The sequence below is a fragment of the Streptomyces sp. AJS327 genome (assembly GCF_013450295.1).
In the GTDB taxonomy this organism is placed as follows: domain Bacteria; phylum Actinomycetota; class Actinomycetes; order Streptomycetales; family Streptomycetaceae; genus Streptomyces.
This window is the reverse complement of sequence record NZ_SKBR01000004.1, coordinates 378,727-395,084: the sequence shown is the minus strand read 5'-3', so window position 1 is coordinate 395,084 and position 16,358 is coordinate 378,727. Positions and strand designations below refer to the sequence as shown.

The following is a 16,358-nucleotide window of genomic DNA, read 5'->3' as shown; positions in this document are numbered from 1 at the left end:
GGGCTCAGGTGGGGCGGGGCTTGTTGTAGAGGAGGGTTCGGACCGTCTGGGCCTCTACGGGGTGGAGTTCGCCGAAGAGGTCCAGTGCGTCGGACCAGTGGGTGCGGGCACGTGTGGTGTTGCCCTGCGCGTCGAGGGCGCGTCCGAACAGCGTGAGGATGGTGCCGCGCAGCCAGGGCGCATCCTGGTTACCGAGGATTGTCAGCGCCTTCTCCGCACCCGTGACCGCCTCTTGTGGGAGTTGTTCCGCCAGGTCCACGTTGGCGAGGGCTAGTTGGGTCTGGGCTTCCCAGATCCGCTGGTGGCCGTCCTGGAACTCCCGCCGGGCCTGGTGGAGCACGGTTCTCGCCTCGTGGTGTAGACCGTCCTGGGCGAGCGCGAGGCCCAGTGCGTAGCGCGCGGCGGCACCCTGCTCGACCAGGTTCAACTCGTCGTGGACGGCGATGGACTTCAGAGCGACAGATCGCGCCCTCAAGGTCTGGCCCAAGGCGAGGTGCGAGCGGGACTGGTAGGCCAGGACGCTCGCCTCGCCCGCACGATCCCCTTCCAGCCGGAGGATGTTCAGGGCGTTCGCGAGATGCTCGGTGGCGTCGTCGTAGCGGTGCCGGTGCAGGGCGATCGCGCCACGCAGTCTATCCAGCAGCCCCAGGGTCCAGGCGTCTCCGGCCGACGCCGCCAGCGTCCGTGCCCGGTCCGCCATGTCCTCGGCCTCGTCGAACTGGCCCTGGAAGAACCGGGCTTCGGCGACGACCAGGGACGCACGGGCGGTCGCGTGGAGGTCGTCCGCACTCTCCGCCGCTTCCCGCAGGGAACGCGCCGTGGCGGCGAACCGCTGGGTGAAGGCACCCGATTCGCTCAACTCCCGTGTCATCAGGAGCAGATCGACGGCCAGGCGCAGATGAGGCCGGGTGCTTGCCTGGCGGGCGCGGGCCAGCAGGCACTCGGCCTCGCCGAAGAGCCAGTCCAGCGCACGGTGCCTTTCGGGAAAGACCAGTCCTGTGTGGGTCGTTGGCTCGATGTGCCGGGCCAGGTGGTCTCGCAGTCCTCGGTCAACGTACGCACGCACCACGGTGGCCAGGTAGAAGTCAAGCAGTCGGGAGAACGCCTGCTCCAGCTCCTCCGGGGCGTGTTCAGACTCGGCCATATCGCGCGCGTAGAGGCGTACGAGGTTGTGGTGGCGGTATCGGCCGGGGCCGGAGGACTCCAGGAGGGAGACGTTGACCAGGGACACCAGCAGGTGTTCCGCGTCCGGGACGGGGATGTCGAGCAGGGCGGCGGCCGCCTCCAGGGAGATGTCCGGACCGTCGATGGTTCCGAGGAGGCGGAAGGCACGGGCCTCCGGGGGATCCAACCCGGCGTGACCGAGGTCGAACGCGGACCGCACCGAGAGGTCCCCGACGCGCAGTTCGTCCAGACGGCGCCGTTCGTCCGCGAGCCTCTCGGCGAGCGTTCTGACCGTCCAGTCGCGGCGGGCGGCGAGACGGGCGCCGGCGATACGGATGGCCAGCGGCAGGAAGCCACACGCGCTGACGACGTCGTCCGCGGACCAGTGGTCGGACCACACGCGTCGACTGCCGACGATCTCGCTGAAGAGCGCCAGAGCTTCCTGGGTGGGCAGCACATCGAGGTTCACCAGCCGTGCGCCCGCCAGGTCAACCGCCCGGCAGCGACTGGTGACCAGTACCGCGCAGTTCTTCGAGTCGGGCAGCAGCGGAAGAACCTGCGCCGCGTCGCGCGCGTTGTCGAGCAGGATCAGGACGCGGCGGCCTGCGAGCGCGGTGCGAAACAACGCAGCGTTCTCACTCGACGAGTTGGAGAGTGCGTCCGCCGGTGCGCCGAGAGAGCGGAGGAACGACCGCAGAACGGAGTTCGGTTCGATCACCGGCTCGTCCGTACCGTCGAGGTCGAAGTAGAGCTGGACGTCAGGGAAGTGGGAACGCACCTGGGCGGCGATCTGGAGGGCGAGCGCGGTCTTGCCGACGCCAGCCATGCCCGACAGGACGACGACGGTCCCTTCGGAGTCCGACGGCTCGGTCAACTGCCGGGAAATGCTCGCGATGTACGAGGACCTTCCGATGAAGTCGGCTACTGGAGCGGGAAGTTGCTGCGGTGCAACGGACATCCTGTCGATCCAACCGAGCGGCGAACGAGGGGAGTTCGGGAGGAGGCCGGGGTCCTGCTCCAGGATGCGCTGCTGTAGCTCACGTAGGGCGTGGCCCGGCTCGACGCCGAATTCGTCAACGAGCAGGCGGCGCGTGTCCGCGTACACCGCCAGGGCCTCGGCCTGCCGACCGGCTCGGTAGAGGGCCAGCATCTGAATCTCGCGGAGTCGCTCACGCGTTGGGTGCGCTGCGGTGAGCGTGGCCAACCGGGCGATGGCCCGGGAGGTCTCGTCCAGATCCAGGTCCATCTCCGCCTGGATCTCATGGAGTTGGAGGCGCCACTCCTCCAGGCGATCGCGCTCCGCTCCGGCGAACGGACCTGGCACACCGAACACCGACTCCCCGTCCCACAGGTCCAGTGCGCTGCCGATCAGTGTGCGGGCTTCCGCCAGGTCACCGGCTGCCCGCTGTCGATGAGACTCCTCTACGAGGTTCTCCGCCACCGCTAGGTCGAGTGAGTCGGCCGCGACGTCGAGGAGGTAGCCGCCTTCCTCGTACCGTACCGACAGGGGCCCGAGAACGGAGCGCAAGCGGGAGGCGTAGGTGCGCACCGCGTTCTCGGGCTGATCCGGCGGGGCGTCGCCCCAGACGGCCTCGATCAGCTCCTCCATCGTGACGACACTGCCCCGGGACAACAACAACACGGCCAGCACCGCGCGTTGGTTCATCGTTCCGACGCGAAGAGCCTCCGAGCCGTGCCAGGCGCGGACGGGGCCCAGGACCTCGAACTGAACTCCCCGGCGGGGCGGTCTGGTTGGTTCCGGGAGTTCTCTGAGCGGGGTGCGGCTGCTGAAGGTCACCGTCCGGGACAGGTCGCCGTCACGGATGTGGTGGTGCAACCCGTTCAGTTCCGGGCCGGGTTCGAGGCCGAGTTCGCGGTCGAGCAGGCGGCGCGCGTCGGCGTACACCGCGAGCGCCTCGGTCCTCCGGCCCGACCGGTAGAGGGCCACCATCAGCAGGGCCCGCAGGCGTTCGCGGAGTGGGTTGTCGTTGACGAGTTCGGTCAGTTTCCTCTCGGCCTCGGCGTTCTCACCGAGGTCCACGTCCAGTTCGATCTCGCTCTCGGCGAGGGAGAGTCGCCACTCCTCCAGGCGTGCGCGCTGTGCTTCGGCGTAGGCGCCGGTGATGCCCTGGAGGGCTGGGCCTTTCAGCTGGGCCAGCGCCTGTCCGATCAGTCGCCACTCGCCCCGCAGTCCCTCGGAGTCCCGAGCCGCCAGGGCTTCCGCGTGCAGCCGCTCGGCCTCCGTCAGGTCCAACGGAAGGGGTGTGTCGGGCTGTTCACCTCGGAGTGTGAACATGGTTTCCTGTCCGTCGCTCTCGATGGAGAGGCCGAGCGGGGTGAGGATGTAGCGCAGCCGCGAGAGGTCGTAGCGCAGGGTGTGGAGGGCGGATGGGGAGGTCTCCCGGCCCCACACCGCGTCGATCAGGGTGTCCCTGGACACGTCACGACCCGCGTTCAGCAGCAACACCGCGAGAATCAGCCGCTGTTCGGGCGTTCCCGTGTAGACGGGCGCTGTGCCCCGCCAGGCCAGTTCCGGACCGAAGACCGTGAACCGGACAGTGTCGGCTGGGACTTGGGGTTCGACATCGACCGTGTCCCGGCGACTGGGCTCGTGGGGTGGGGTTCGGGGGGTGGGGGCGGCGTCGGGCGTGGGCTCGGGGGAGGACGGGACTCCGTAGAGCCGGTCCAGTACCGGGCTCAGGAGCACCGCGAACGCCGCCGCCTCCTGGGAGAGTCGAGCGGTGCCACGCGGGTCGGCGAGCAGCGCGGCGAAGTCCGGCAGGCGCCCGAGCCGGGGTTCGAGGGCCTTGCCGACGGCTTCGACGATCTCGATTGTCTGCTCCGCGCTGAGTCCGCCGGCCAGGAGGTCGCGGACGCCCGGTCTGAAGTCGAGGGGGACGTCGCCGGTTCCGCCTCCCAGCGACGCCGGAAGTGAGCGGTCGGTCAACTCGTCGGATTCCAGCGGTTGGAGGAGCCCGCCCAGCAGCACCTCGGCGACCGCGTCCGGGGAGGTGGCGGGCAGGGTGGCGATGCGGACCAGCTGCATGACGGGCACGTTCAGCGGGCGGATGGCGGTGAGCCGCACGGCGAGCCGGTACGCCTCGGGTGAGAAGGAGGCCCGGAAGCGTTCGATCAGTTCCGCCGCTGACGTCGTCCCCCGGGGCGTCGGATTGGGCTCCGGGGGGACGTGGGTGGGGACGCCGGTGGTCTCGGCTTCCGGGGGTGGTGCGATCAGGGCCGTGTCCGTCAGTCGGGACGGTCCGGGGTGGGTCAGCAGGCGCGTCCAGGTTCTCAGTGAGGTGGGTGAGAGTCCGACGACGGGGACGGGCAGCGTGCGCGGTGTGCGCTCGATCTGGCCTCCGCCAAGGGGATCACGCACGTCCAGTGCGCCGTTGTGGCTGAACGATCGTGCGGCTACCAGGAGTTGGGGTTGGGCGTCGAAGGCCGTGCCGCGCCAGAGCCGCCTCGGGAGCGGGGTCAGGACGATCAACGGCCCGGAACGTTCCCACGTGTGGAGGAGGCGGTGGCCCTCCGGGCCGCGCCACGCCTCGTCGACGCCGTCAGTCAGGACGAACGTGAGGGGCGACTCGGTGGCCGGGGGGACGCTCTGCCGTCGTCCGTCGCCCGGTGTGAACCGGTGGAGGTGGACGGCGCGGAAGACACCGGCACGTCCCAGCAGGCGCCGCACGTCCCGTACGAGCGGCTGCCACACGCGCATGGACGGCGAGTCGTCGACCAACAGGGCGGCTGTGTAGCGGAGTTCCCGCTCGGGGCGGTCGATCACGTCGAGCAGGCCGGACTCGGCGGTGAGCCGCACGGTGGCTTCCACGTCGACGACCGTCCGGTGCCGGTGGTCGCGGTGGCGCCGCAGGGGACGCAGCGCCCGGGCGAGGCCGTGCGGGCCCGGCAGGGGGCGCGGTCCCGGGGCGCGGACGGCGCGGGCCCGGGGTCCGTCCGGAGGGCCCGGGTCGCGGTGGGCCGCGGTGAAGAGGCGGTGCCGTCCGTCGGTGGGCCCGGCGGGAGCGGCGGGCTCCGGGGCGGCCTCGACAGGCCATGCGGCGGTGCCTTCCGCAGCCTCGGTGACACCGGGCGGGTCGTCCGTGGGCGGCGGGCCGTCGGCGGCGGCACGGGACACGGGGAGTGAAGTACCCCTGGCCTGGGGCGCGTTGGTGGGTTCGTGGTGGGCGAAGGGCGGTTCGTCAGGCGGTGTGAACGGCCTGTCGGCCGGTGGCCGGTCGTCTCCGGGGGCGTGTTGTGCGGGGTTCTCCGCGTCCGGGATCTCCGCGTCCGGGATCTCCGCGTCCGGGATCTCCGCGTCCGGGGTCGCCGGGGAGGACCGTGGCGGGGAGACGTCGGCGGCGGAGCCGGAGTCGACGTCGGCTCCGGGATCGACGTCGGCTCCGGGGGCGGTTCGGCTGGGGTCGGGATTCGCGGCGTCCGCTCCGGCACGGTGGGCGTCGTCAACTCGCTTGTCAGCCCCGTCGGTTCGGACCGGCGGGCGGCTCATCGCCTGGGCGAGCCAGAGGACGTCGAGGAGTTCGGGGCCGCCGAGTTCGTACCCCATGCCCCCGAGTGCCTGCCGGAGCCGCTCGATCATGCGGGGAACGCTTCGTCCAACCGGTGCATGACCGCGGCCAGCAGCTCGTCCCGGCTCAGGTCGGCGCCGGTGACCCGCAGGTGGACGGCGGCGAGGAGCTGGTCGGTGGCGAGGCTCTGCGTCGCCGCGCGCCCGAGGAACGCCTCGATGAGGTCTCCGGCCTGGGCGAGGGCCTCGTCGCCGAGGTTCTGCCGGACGATGTCGCGCAGCTTCGCCTCGTCGGGGTCGCGCAGGTCGAGCCGAACGCAGCGGCGGAGGAAGGCGGGTGGGAACTCGCGTTCGCCGTTGCTGGTCATCACGACGATCGGGAAGTGCGCGCAGGCCACCATGCCGCGCTGTACCCGGACGCGTTCCCTGCTGCCGGTGACGAGCACGTCGGCGGTCTGTTCGTGCTCCGGGAGGCGGGCCAGCTCGGGGATCTCGAACTCGCCTTCCTCCAGCACCACCAGCAGGTCGTTGGGCAGGTCGATATCGGACTTGTCCAGCTCGTCGATGAGCAGCACGCGGGGCCGGTCGGCCGAGGCGAGCGCGGTGCCGAGTGGGCCCAGCCGCAGGTAGTTCCCGATGTCGGAACTCTGGTCGGTGCGCCTCCTGAGGCGACGTGCGGGGCCGCGCAGGGGTTCGCGCTCGCGGCGCAACGAGGCTTCGCGCAGCCGTCCGACGGCGTCGTACCGGTAGAGGGCGTCCGTCAGGGTGGAGCGGCTGTTCACGGACCAGCGCAGGACGTCGCCCAGTTGTAGGTCTTCGGCGACCGCCCGCGCCAGTGTGCTCTTCCCGGTGCCGGGGCGGCCCGTCACCAGGAGTGGGCGGCGCAGGTGGAGGGCGGCGTTGACGACGGCGACCTCCTCGTCGTTCATCAGGTAACGCTGGGCGGTGGGGCGGCGGTTGGCGGCGGGGAAGCGGCGCCAGGGCGGGGGCTCCGGGAGGTCGGCCGGGCCGCGGAACACCCACCAGTTCTCGGCTGCCGCGCCGCTGTCGCCGGCGGCTGAGTGTGATTCCGGCACGGTCTCGCTCTCCTTGGTCGGGACGGGTCGGGACGGGACGGGACAGGGCGTGTCGGGTCGGGTCGGGACGGGTGTCGGAGGGGTCAGGGCTGGGAGGTGGCCGGTTGAGTGAGGGCCCAGGGGTCGGGTGCCAGTGGGGGCGGGCGGTGGTCCGGACCGTCGTGCAGCAGGGAGAGTTGGCGGCCTCGGTGCGTGGGACAGTCGGGATCGGCGATGGCCTTGGCGCGCTCCATCCGGACGGTCTCGGGAATGTGGTCGTGGTCGACGCCCTCCACGAGCGCCAGCAGGTCCGCTGTGAACTGCCCGCCGTGGTCCTGGCGGTGCCACAGCACCGTGTGAACTCCGGCCTGGATGCACTGTCGTAGCACTCGCCCCTGGTGCCGCGGGTCGCAGCAGACGACGACGATCCCGGCGTCCGGGGTCACTTCGAGCCGGGCGCGGGTGACGGCGGGGTCCGTGCAGCGTTCGTCGAGCAGCAGCCGGGGGGCGGTCGGCAGCGCGGTGGTGCGGCGCTTCCAGCCCGCGTACGACTCCCGGGTGCGCTCTGAACTCCGTAGCACCACCCGCCGGGTGATCCCCGGGTAGAACCCGCCGCCGCCGTCGGCCTCGTCGGTGAACTCCCAGGTGTCCACGTCGAGATGGAGCCAGGCGGGTGCGACGAAGAACTCCACCAGCGCGGTCGTGGGGTGTTCCCGCACCTCGGTGTTGAGTACCCGGCGGATGGCCTCCACCACCTGCTGGCTGGGGACTTCGGTGTCCTGGGTCAGCACGACCTCGTGCCGGTCGTCGCCGCTCCACACCCAGATCTGGTACGTGAAGAGATGGGGCGCCACGGGCAGCAGTTCGACCTGGAGGCGGGGCGGGAGCAGGGGTGTTGGCTCGCCTGCGGGGTGGGCGGCGGCATGGGCTGTGGCAGCGTCGGCCCGGTACTGGTCGACGGCGGCCGGGGCCACGCCCAGTCGCGGGGCCGCGCTGCGTACCCAGGCGTCGAGGTCGTCCGCGAAGTAGCCGCCAGCGGCGCGTTCCTGGACGCCCACGCGGATGACGCCCTGGAGCAACGGCGTGATGGGCTGGCCGGGTTGGGGGTCGTAGCCCTCCAGGAGGTCGGTGGCGTCGGCGAGGTCGGCGGGGCGGGGAAGGTCGTTCGCGTAGGGCAGGACCTCGCGCAGCAGTGTGGCGGGGTCGCTGGAGTGGCAGTGGGCCAGCAGTGCGTTGAGGTTGTGGCGTCGGCGCGGCGAGATCCGTTCGCCGGGGCTGACGAGGCGGGCGACGCGCAGCAGTGCCGCCCAGTCGGCGGACTCGACGACGCTGCCGGGTCCGTGTTCGACGAGATGGTCGTAGACGATGTCGAGGAGTTCGGGGACGCCTCGGCGCACCCCCATGGCCAGGCCGGTCAGCCGCTCGACGTCCGTCGCCGCTCCGGCGGACGGTCTGCCCAGCCGAGCGGACAGCTGCTCCTCGCACTCCCGGATCGCCCGCCGGGAGGGCAGTAACTGTTCGAGCAGGACGAGGAGTTGCTGTCGGCCGAGGCCGCCCGCCGGAACGGCGACCGGAGGGAGGGTGGGCAACTCGCCCTCGATGGACGGCAGTCCGATCGCGTACATCGCCGCGGGCACACCACGGGGTCCGTCCCCGGGAGGCGGCACCGGGCCGGGGACGGGAGGCGGTGCCGTCTCGTGGGCGGCGACGACCAGTCCGACCACGGCCTGCCGGTCACGGTCCCACAGGGGCCCACCGCTGAACCCGTCCGCGACCGTCCCGCCCAGGACGTCCAGGGCGATCCAGGGGTGCGCGGAGACCCGGGGCATGGCGCGGAGCGTGGGCAGGGCGTGGCCGCTGGCCCAGAGCGCCACGACCTCCCTGCCGTCACGCTGGGGCAGGAACGGGGCGGGTTCGGCGTTTGGCGGGGCCTCCGTGTCGAGTTCCAGGACGGCGAGGTCGCCGTGGTACGGGAGCATGCCGACGGGCGGGGGTGTGGGGTGGTCGCTCTCCGGGCGGGCGCGCGGCGGACGCCACATGTGCGGGAGGACCCTGCCGTCGAGCCGCCGCTCGCGGTCGACGTGGGGCAGCCGGACCGGGACGGGCTGGTCGCGTGGTGGCGTGGCGGGGTCGTAACGGTCCCGGCCCAGCGCGCTGTTGACGACGTGGGCACAGGTCAGGACCAGTTTCGGGGTGATCAGCACGCCCGCGCCCACCGGCCGGGCCTGGCCCAGGACCGAGACGAAGGCGCGGTGCAGCGGAGCGTCCGCCAGCGCTGAACTCACATCCGGCCGCATACCATCAGGTGCCGTTCGTCTGGCCAGGAACCGTGCCCCGCTGTGGCGTTGGGGGTGGGGCGCCGTACGAGGCGCTGGGGCCGCCACCAGGCCCCGCGCCTGCCCGTCCCGAACCGCCCGCGCCACCGGTGGCGTTCGCGTCGTCCGCCGGGTCGGCCGGGTTCGCGTCGTCGGCCGGGCTTCCGGTGTCCGTGAGGTTCCAGGTCGCGGAGACGGTGAAGCTGGCCTCGCCGCTCCCCGAGAAGACCCCGAGGCTCAGGTCGCTGCCGAGGGTGACGCCGAACTCGACCGTCACCTCGTCGGGACGGTGGGCGGACTGGGCGAAGCTCTGGTGGATGCTTCCGAGTACGCCGTTGAGCGGGCGCAGCGCCTGGGCGAGGGCCTCGCCGCCCCGGGTGACCGCCCGCGCCGCGCGCCCGTCGGCGCTGACCGGGCGGGCCGCCCCGAATCCGTCGGGAAGCTCCAAATCGGAGCCGTACGTGGACTGTTGACCGCCCGGGCTGGCACCACCCGCCTCCTCACCGGCCCCAGCTGGTGCGCTGGCCGTGGGGTGTTCGGGCGTGAGGTGGAGATGTGCGACGGAACCGTCGTCGAAGGTAAGCCTTACGTCCCCCATGAGCCGAATTCTCGCATGTCACACCCGGATCCGTGGGGCCCTTCACCGGTCGTCTTCCGCCTCCTCGCCTCGTCTTCCGGGCACCGCCACGGACCCGGAGGCCCGTCGCGGGGTCCACCAGAGACGGAACCCCTGGTGGCCGGTGGGGTGTTGGGGGCCGGTGTGGCTGGTGGCGGGTGGCGTCAGGGGGCGGCGACGTACAGCGCGGAGGCGTCGGCGAAGGCCACCGGTCCGCCGGTCATGACCGGGCGGGCGCCGATCCGGTCGGCGAGGGTGCCGAGGACGGGCCTGAGGGGCACTTCGGCGCCGTCGTAGTGGCGAGCAGGCCGCCGGGCACCAACAGCGGGGGACGGCGTCGTCGGAGAAGCCGCCGAGGTTGGCGGCGTTGCCGTGGGCACGAGGGCGGTGGTGAGACCGGCCGCGTACTGCGGCCACATCTGCCGTGCGGGGGCTGCCTGTTGGGGCGTTCCGGTGGTCACCGGCCGTCGCCGGGGGTCTGGTGCAGGGAGTGGAGGACGCGTTCGGCGTAGTCCTCGCAGGCGGTGGTGCACCGCCTGAGTCGTTCGGCCGCCTCCGCCGCCTCCGGGGAGCCGAAGACGTCGCGCGCGGTCAGGTCGCGGTGCCAGCGCCGGAGGCGTTCCAGCGACTGCTCCTCTTCCTCCAGTTCGGCGAGGGTGAACCTGGCGTTGCGGATCCCGTTGGCCAACTCGTTCTCGAACTTCCCGCAGTCGGTGAGGAATTCGGTCCAGTCCTCGGAGCGTGCGGCGGTGAACAACGCTTTGAGGCGGTCGGCGTCCTCCGGGCCCCGGCCGGACGCCTGGAGCGTCATGGCCTGCCCTCCGGACTGTTCCGTGAGGCCGAGGGCCCGGGAGAGGCCGTCGGTGAAGACCGGTACGTCGGGGACGGCCCAGATGCCGGGCCCGAGGGAGAGCGCGCCGATCCTGCGCAGTTCCCGCCAGACGGCGACCCGGTGCCGGGAGGGTTTCGCCGGCGGTTTCAGTACGACGAGGAGCCAGCGTTCCGCCGGTTCCCCAGCCGATTGTCCGTTCGTCACGCCGGGCAATGTAGCAGAGGTTACATCACGCTCTGTAGCGAGTAGACACGGTGCGCACGGTCGCCTCCCCGCTCACCGGGGCGACACGGCTTGATTGTGCGAGAATTTTCGAACTATCATCGTGCGAGAATTGCCGAACGATAGGAGAGGGCCATGACTCCGGCGAGGGTCTACCAGCACCCCGGCACCGACGAGATCGCGATGCCGAGGGTCCTGTTCGCGCTGAGCGAGCCACTGCGGCTGACGATGGTCCGGACGCTCGCCGAGCGGGGCGAGGTCGACAGCGTCGAGCTGGGCCCGGACCTGCCCCGCTCGACGCTCACCCACCACACGAGCCTGCTGCGCGAGTCCGGGGTGGTGTTCGTCCGCGCCGAGGGACGGAAGTGCATGATCCGCCTGCGCCGGGAGGACCTGGAGGAACGGTTCCCGGGGCTGATCGACACCGTGCTGACCGGATACCCGGAGTCGGGGCCGGTGACGGAGTGATACGCCGTCTCTGGCCGCTGGTGTGCGCGGCCGTCGCCCTCGGCATCGACGCCTACGTCCTCGCCGGGGTCCTGCCGTCCATCGCGGACTCGCTGACCACCACGGTGGCCACGATCGGGCTCGGGGTGACGGCGTTCACCGGAGCGTACGCGCTCGCCGGTCCGCTACTGGCGGACCGCGTGACCCGCGGCGGGACGGCCCGGGTACTGCTGGCCGCACTGGGGGTGTTCAACCTGGGCAACCTCATGACGGCCCTGGCGCCGGGGGTGGAGGTCTTCCTGGTGTCGCGCGTCGTCGCGGGCGCGGGCGCCGGGGTGCTCACGGCGGTCGCCACGGCGACGGCCGCCGCTATGGCCGCCGAGCACGAGCGGGGCCGCGCGATGTCGCTGGTCACCTTCGGCCTGTCCACCGGGACGGTGGCGGGCGTGCCGGTCGGCATGCTCGTCGGGGACCGTCTCGGCTGGCGGTGGACCATGGCGCTGGTCGTCGCCGTCGGCCTGCTCAGCATGGCCGCGCTCGCCGCCCGGGCGCACACCCTGCCGTCGCTGGCCGGGGCGGACCGGCGGCCAGTGCTGGGCGTGCTGCGCTCGCGCCGGACCGTCCTCGGCGTCGTGGCGGCGTTCCTCCTCGGCGTGGCCAGCCTCGGGCTGTACACCTACCTACTGCCCATGGCCGACCAACGCCAGCTGGACGACTGGGGGTTCGCGCTGGTCTGGGCGTGGGGCGTGGGCGGGGTCACCGGATCGGCGCTGATCGGCGGAGTCCTGGACCGGTTCGGGCCACGCGTGCCGCTCGCCGTCCTGCCGGGCGCCCTGGCGGCGTCGTTCGGCGTGCTGTGGACGACCTCCTCGCCCGTCGCGTGGCTCCTCGCCACGGCTCTGTGGGGCGCGAGCGGCTGGGCCTGCGTGCCCACCCTGCAACAGGCGCTCACCGCCGGACGGCCCCAGACGGCCACGCCGGTGATCGCCTTCCAGATGGCGGCGATGTACCTCGGCTCCGCAGCGGGCGCCGCGGTGGGCAGCTCCCTGCTGTCGAGCGGGACGCGCGCCTCCGACCTCGCCGCGTGGGCGCTGCCGCCGGTGCTCCTCACCCTCATCCTCACCGGCTGGATCGGGGCCGCGAGGAGGCCAACGCGCGTCGCCACGAAGGTTGTTCGGCCACCGCACCCCTCCCCCACCGGCCGGCGGCCGACCGGAGAGGGGACCGCGCCCGGTCGTACGGCACCGGGGTGTTCAACCGGCCCCGACCGCACCGTCGTTGTGGAGGGGTGCGGCGAGGGGACGACGGGCACCCGCCCACCCGGGACGTGAGCACCGCCACCGTCCGCACGACCCCGCGCGGGACGTGGGCACCACCTCCCGCGCGGCCCCACGCGGTCCGCGCACCCGCGCCCGCGCTCCGTCGCCCGTTCCCCCTCTCCCCCCGGCGCCCCCGCGCCGCCGCGCTCCGGTCATCGGGTGCCGACCGCCGGGCGGTGCCGGGCAGTTGGGGACCGACGGACTCCGGACTCGGGGTACGGAACCCGGGGCTCGGGGCTCGGAGGCTCGGGCGGGCTACCGGTCCCGCGTCCAGGCGAGGGTCACCCGCCTCATTCCGGGCGGTGTTGGTGACACCCACACCACGACACGATGTTGGTGTAACCAACACTGATAGCGTGGTGGTCATGGACGAGATCCCGGATCGCCTGACGGAGAAGCCGAGTTGGCTGATCAGCCAACTGGCCATACACGCCCGTCGACTGGCGTTCGACGGCTTCACCGCCGTGGACGCGCGTGGGTACCACTACCGCATCCTGGCCGCGCTGCACGAGTTCGGGGCGGCCAGCCAGGCCGAGTTGGGCAGACGGTGCCGGGTGGACCGGAGCGACGTGGTGGCCGCCGTCAACGAACTCGCCGGGAAGGGCTTCGTGGACAAGGAGCCGGACCAGCACCACGGGCGGCGGAACCGGGTGACCCTCACCCCGGACGGCGCCCAGCAACTGCGGCGCATGGACCAGGTACTCGACCGGGTACAGGACGACCTGCTCCAGCCGCTGTCCGCCGAGGACCGGGCGACGCTGACCCGCCTCCTCGGCCGGGTGCTCGCCCACCACGAACCGGGCTGACGACTACCGGACCCGAACGACCGTCCGGCTACGGGGTCTTGGGCCCGAGTGAGATGACCGTGCTTCTCGGAGGGCGCCGTGTGGTCGGCGCGCGGAACGGCCCGTAGGCCCCGCGCGGTCCCCGTCCGCGTACCCCAACTTCCCCTCCACGGAAGCCCGGGCACAGAACAGCGCCCGCCGGGGGCCGGAACGGCGGGCGGGTGCGGGGCACTTCACGACTGGGGTGCGCCCGGTCCGGCCCGGAGGCGGGAGCCGTGGCGCGACCCGGGGCCGCACCCGTCGGCGCCGGGGCCGGGCATCCACCTCTGAAGAGGGGGCGGAGGGACGGGTGTTGGGGCGCCGGGGTGCGGTCGGACGGGGTCAGAACCGGGTCATGCCGTTCACCTCGGACGTCACCCGCTCGTACTCGGGGGACTGGAGCGAGGGCATCATGGTGCGCAGCCGGGCCACGTCCCCACCGGGACGGATGCGGCCGGTGACCAGCCCGACGAGCGGCTTGATCTCGTTGAGGGTGAGCTTGACGCTGGTGGCGTAGGTCATCCGCAGGGAGCACATGGGGTTCTCCAGGGTGCCGCGCCGCGCCTCCCGCAACCGGCCGTCCTCGATGCGGAAGTAGTAGGCGATCTCCCCTTCCTCCGGCGCGTCGCGAATGTGGTGTTGCAGTTCGACGTGGAGTCCCGGCCGTTCGGGCAGCCGCCCGCCGCGCTTCTCCAGCTCCGCCAGATACTCCGGGGACAAATACTTGATCATCGCCATACCACTCTCCGGATACTTGGGTGGGTGGACTGTACTTGGCGGGGCCACGGTGCGGCATTCCTTCGCAGTGACGAATTAGCCCGGCGACGGCGGTCGCGGTCCTTCGTAGGGAGGAGCACCTGGTGTCGTATTCATCGGCGGCCCGCCGGAGGATTCTTTTGGGATGCTGCTGGAGAACAAGCGCCTTCTGGTGACGGGCGTACTCACGGAGAAGTCAATCGCCTGGCAGGTGGCCCGGCTCGCCCAGGAACAGGGCGCCGAGGTGGTGCTGACCGGGTTCGGCCGCGGGCTGCGGCTGACGGAGCGGGTCGCCGCGCGGCTGCCGCGGCCGACGGACGTGCTGGAGCTGGACGTCACCCGCGAGGACCAACTGGACACCGTGGTCGCGGACCTGGAGGGACGCTGGGGCGAGCTGGACGGGGTGCTGCACGCGGTCGCGCACGCGCCGCGGGCCGCGCTGGGCGGCGGTTTCCTGGACGCCCGGTGGCCGGAGGTGGCCAGCGCGATGGAGGTCTCCGCCTACTCCTTCGTCGCGCTGGGCAGGGCGTTCTCCCCGCTGCTGGCCCGGTCCGGGGGCGGCTCGGTGGTGGGGCTGGACTTCGACTCGTCGGTCGCCTGGCACGCGTACGACTGGATGGGCGTCGCCAAGACGACGCTGGAGGGGTGCGCCCGCTATCTCGCCCGTGACCTGGGCGGACAGGGGACGCGGGTGAACCTGGTGGCGGCCGGTCCGCTGCGGACGGCGGCGGCGCGGGCGATCCCGGGGGCCGAGGCGGTCAGCGACGCCTGGCCGTACCGGGCGCCGCTGGGCTGGGACGTGCACGACGGGGAGCCGGTGGCCCGGGTGGTCTGCGCGCTGTTCTCGGACTGGATGCCCGCCGTCACCGGAGAGATCGTGCGCGTGGACGGCGGGGCGCACGCGGTGGGTCCGTCGACGGCCACCTCCCCCTAAAGGACGATGCTCATCCTTTCGGCGCCGAGGGGGAGTTCATCAGGGCGACGGAAGACACGGCGCGGAGGCCACTCATACATTTCGTCCCACCACTCGGGGACCTCGGCCGGAGTTCTCCCCGGAAACGGACGTATTCCGCTGCCAGGAGGTTATGGGCGTGATCAGTACCGAGGCATGGGTATTGCATGCGGGCCCTGCCCAGGCAAGCTCGGAGGAACCCGTCCCGGGAGAACTCGTAAGGGAGGAGTTCACGTTTCCGGACCTCGCGGAAAACGAGGTCCTGGTGGAACCGCTCTTCGGTTCCTGGGAGGCGAACATGGGCCACGCCCTGGAGCGGACGCCGGTGGACGTGTGCCGACAGCGGGGCGAGGACCGCATGGTGATCGGCAACTTCGCGGCGGTCCGGGTGGTGCGCCCGGGCCGGGCCGTCACCCGCGTACGGGAGGGCGACCTGTGCCTGACGCAGGCGTTCGCCCGGACCGACGAGCACGGCTACGTCAAGCTCGTGCACGCCTACGACGCCCCGGGGACCATCGGGGTGCTGGCGCGGCAGACCAAGATCGGTGAGCATCTGCTGCTGCCGCTACCGGAGAACTCCCGCTACACGCCGCAGCAGTGGGCCGCGTCCTACGGCCGGTACTGGACCGCCTGGGACAACTGGCGGGTCACGTACGCCTGCTGGATGTCGCAGGTACGGCGGAACCCGGCCGAGCTGGACCCGCGGCCGCTGGTCTTCGGCTGGGGCGGCGGCGTCGCCGTGGCCGAGCTGGAACTGGCCCAGCGGGACGGGTTCGTGGCGGCGATGGCGTCGAGCAGCCCGAAGCGGCTGGCCGAGATCGAGGCCAAGGGCATGATCCCGGTGGACCGCCGGACCTTCCCCGATCTCGACCACGACGAGGGGAAGTTCGCGTCCGATCCGGAGTACCGCCGCCGCTACCAGCAGTCCGAGCGGGTCTTCCTCCGCACGATCCAGGAGCTGAGCGGCCGCCGCGGCGCCGCAGTGATCATCGACAACATCGGGCGTCCGGTGTACCGGGCGACGCTGCGCGCGCTGGGGCGGCAGGGGGTGCTGACGACCGTGGGCTGGAAGCACGGCATGCGCCTGGAGACCGCGCGGGCCAACGAGTGCATCAAGCGCCACATCCACGTCCACACCCACGCCTGCCGGTTCTCCGACATCGAGGAGATTCTGGAGTTCCAGGAGGAGTCCGGCTGGATGGTCGAACTCGGCGACCAGCGCGTCTACCAGTTCGACGAGATTCCCGAGCTGGCGCGGGACTACGCGAGCGGGAACCTCGATTCCTATTTCCCGCTCTTTCAAATCAACGTTCAGTGAGTACCGTTCTTCG

At 71.9% G+C, this 16,358-nt stretch carries 11 protein-coding genes; 5 read left to right on the top strand and 6 right to left on the bottom strand.

What is annotated here, in order from left to right; genetic code table 11:
- Positions 1-4 precede the first annotated feature (4 nt).
- The 5 genes from E0L36_RS23585 to E0L36_RS23560 all read right to left on the bottom strand — a co-directional run bounded on the left by E0L36_RS23585 (position 5) and on the right by E0L36_RS23560 (position 10,711).
- Complete coding sequence (locus E0L36_RS23585; RefSeq protein ID WP_180931294.1) at positions 5-5,761, bottom strand: SAV_2336 N-terminal domain-related protein; 5,757 nt, start codon at positions 5,759-5,761, stop codon at positions 5-7.
- Positions 5,758-6,765 carry a MoxR family ATPase gene (locus tag E0L36_RS23580; protein WP_180931293.1) on the bottom strand — a complete coding sequence of 336 codons (1,008 nt, stop codon included), beginning with the start codon at positions 6,763-6,765 and terminating at the stop codon, positions 5,758-5,760. The genes E0L36_RS23585 and E0L36_RS23580 overlap by 4 nt, the downstream gene beginning before the upstream one ends.
- Positions 6,766-6,848: 83 nt before the next feature.
- On the bottom strand, positions 6,849-9,029 hold the full coding sequence (locus tag E0L36_RS23575) for a trypsin-like peptidase domain-containing protein (RefSeq protein ID WP_308416897.1): 2,181 nt from the start codon (positions 9,027-9,029) through the stop codon (positions 6,849-6,851).
- A 16-nt stretch (positions 9,030-9,045) separates the two neighbouring features.
- The gene (locus tag E0L36_RS23570) at positions 9,046-9,657 is read right to left on the bottom strand and encodes a CU044_2847 family protein (RefSeq protein ID WP_180931291.1); all 612 of its coding nucleotides are present in this window, start codon (positions 9,655-9,657) and stop codon (positions 9,046-9,048) included.
- Positions 9,658-10,132: 475 nt separating this feature from the next.
- A complete protein-coding gene (locus E0L36_RS23560) occupies positions 10,133-10,711 on the bottom strand; it encodes a Chromate resistance protein ChrB (RefSeq protein WP_180931290.1) in 579 nt (192 codons plus the stop codon).
- A gap of 153 nt (positions 10,712-10,864) precedes the next feature.
- On the opposite strand from E0L36_RS23560, the gene E0L36_RS23555 reads away from it, so the two are divergent.
- The 3 genes from E0L36_RS23555 (at position 10,865) to E0L36_RS23545 (ending at position 13,301) form a co-directional block, all read left to right on the top strand.
- Positions 10,865-11,197, top strand: coding sequence for a helix-turn-helix transcriptional regulator (locus E0L36_RS23555; protein WP_180931289.1), 333 nt, complete (start codon positions 10,865-10,867; stop codon positions 11,195-11,197).
- Positions 11,194-12,507: an MFS transporter gene (locus tag E0L36_RS23550; RefSeq protein ID WP_308416896.1), complete on the top strand. Its 1,314-nt coding sequence runs from the start codon at positions 11,194-11,196 to the stop codon at positions 12,505-12,507. The genes E0L36_RS23555 and E0L36_RS23550 overlap by 4 nt, the downstream gene beginning before the upstream one ends.
- 353 nt (positions 12,508-12,860) lie before the next feature.
- Positions 12,861-13,301 (top strand): MarR family winged helix-turn-helix transcriptional regulator, encoded by a 441-nt coding sequence (locus tag E0L36_RS23545; protein ID WP_180931288.1) that lies wholly within the window; start codon positions 12,861-12,863, stop codon positions 13,299-13,301.
- A 360-nt stretch (positions 13,302-13,661) separates the two neighbouring features.
- Here E0L36_RS23545 and E0L36_RS23540 read toward each other — a convergent pair whose 3' ends face one another.
- A complete protein-coding gene (locus E0L36_RS23540; protein WP_180931287.1) occupies positions 13,662-14,057 on the bottom strand; it encodes a hypothetical protein in 396 nt (131 codons plus the stop codon).
- 163 nt (positions 14,058-14,220) lie between these two features.
- Here E0L36_RS23540 and fabI point away from each other — a divergent pair, with 163 nt between their 5' ends.
- Positions 14,221-15,009, top strand: a complete 789-nt coding sequence (gene fabI, locus E0L36_RS23535; RefSeq protein WP_180931286.1) for an enoyl-ACP reductase FabI — start codon at positions 14,221-14,223, stop codon at positions 15,007-15,009.
- A gap of 283 nt (positions 15,010-15,292) precedes the next feature.
- Entirely contained in the window at positions 15,293-16,345 is a 1,053-nt protein-coding gene (locus E0L36_RS23530) for a zinc-binding alcohol dehydrogenase family protein (protein ID WP_308416895.1), read from the top strand.
- The last annotated feature ends 13 nt before the right edge of the window (positions 16,346-16,358 follow it).

Coding starts and splice junctions, on each gene's coding strand:
- fabI (WP_180931286.1), top strand. CDS start 14,221: ATGCTGCTGGAGAACAAGCGCCTTCTGGTGACGGGCGTACTCACGGAG.
- E0L36_RS23545 (WP_180931288.1), top strand. CDS start 12,861: ATGGACGAGATCCCGGATCGCCTGACGGAGAAGCCGAGTTGGCTGATC.
- E0L36_RS23555 (WP_180931289.1), top strand. CDS start 10,865: ATGACTCCGGCGAGGGTCTACCAGCACCCCGGCACCGACGAGATCGCG.
- E0L36_RS23570 (WP_180931291.1), bottom strand. CDS start 9,657: ATGGGGGACGTAAGGCTTACCTTCGACGACGGTTCCGTCGCACATCTC.
- E0L36_RS23585 (WP_180931294.1), bottom strand. CDS start 5,761: ATGATCGAGCGGCTCCGGCAGGCACTCGGGGGCATGGGGTACGAACTC.
- E0L36_RS23540 (WP_180931287.1), bottom strand. CDS start 14,057: ATGGCGATGATCAAGTATTTGTCCCCGGAGTATCTGGCGGAGCTGGAG.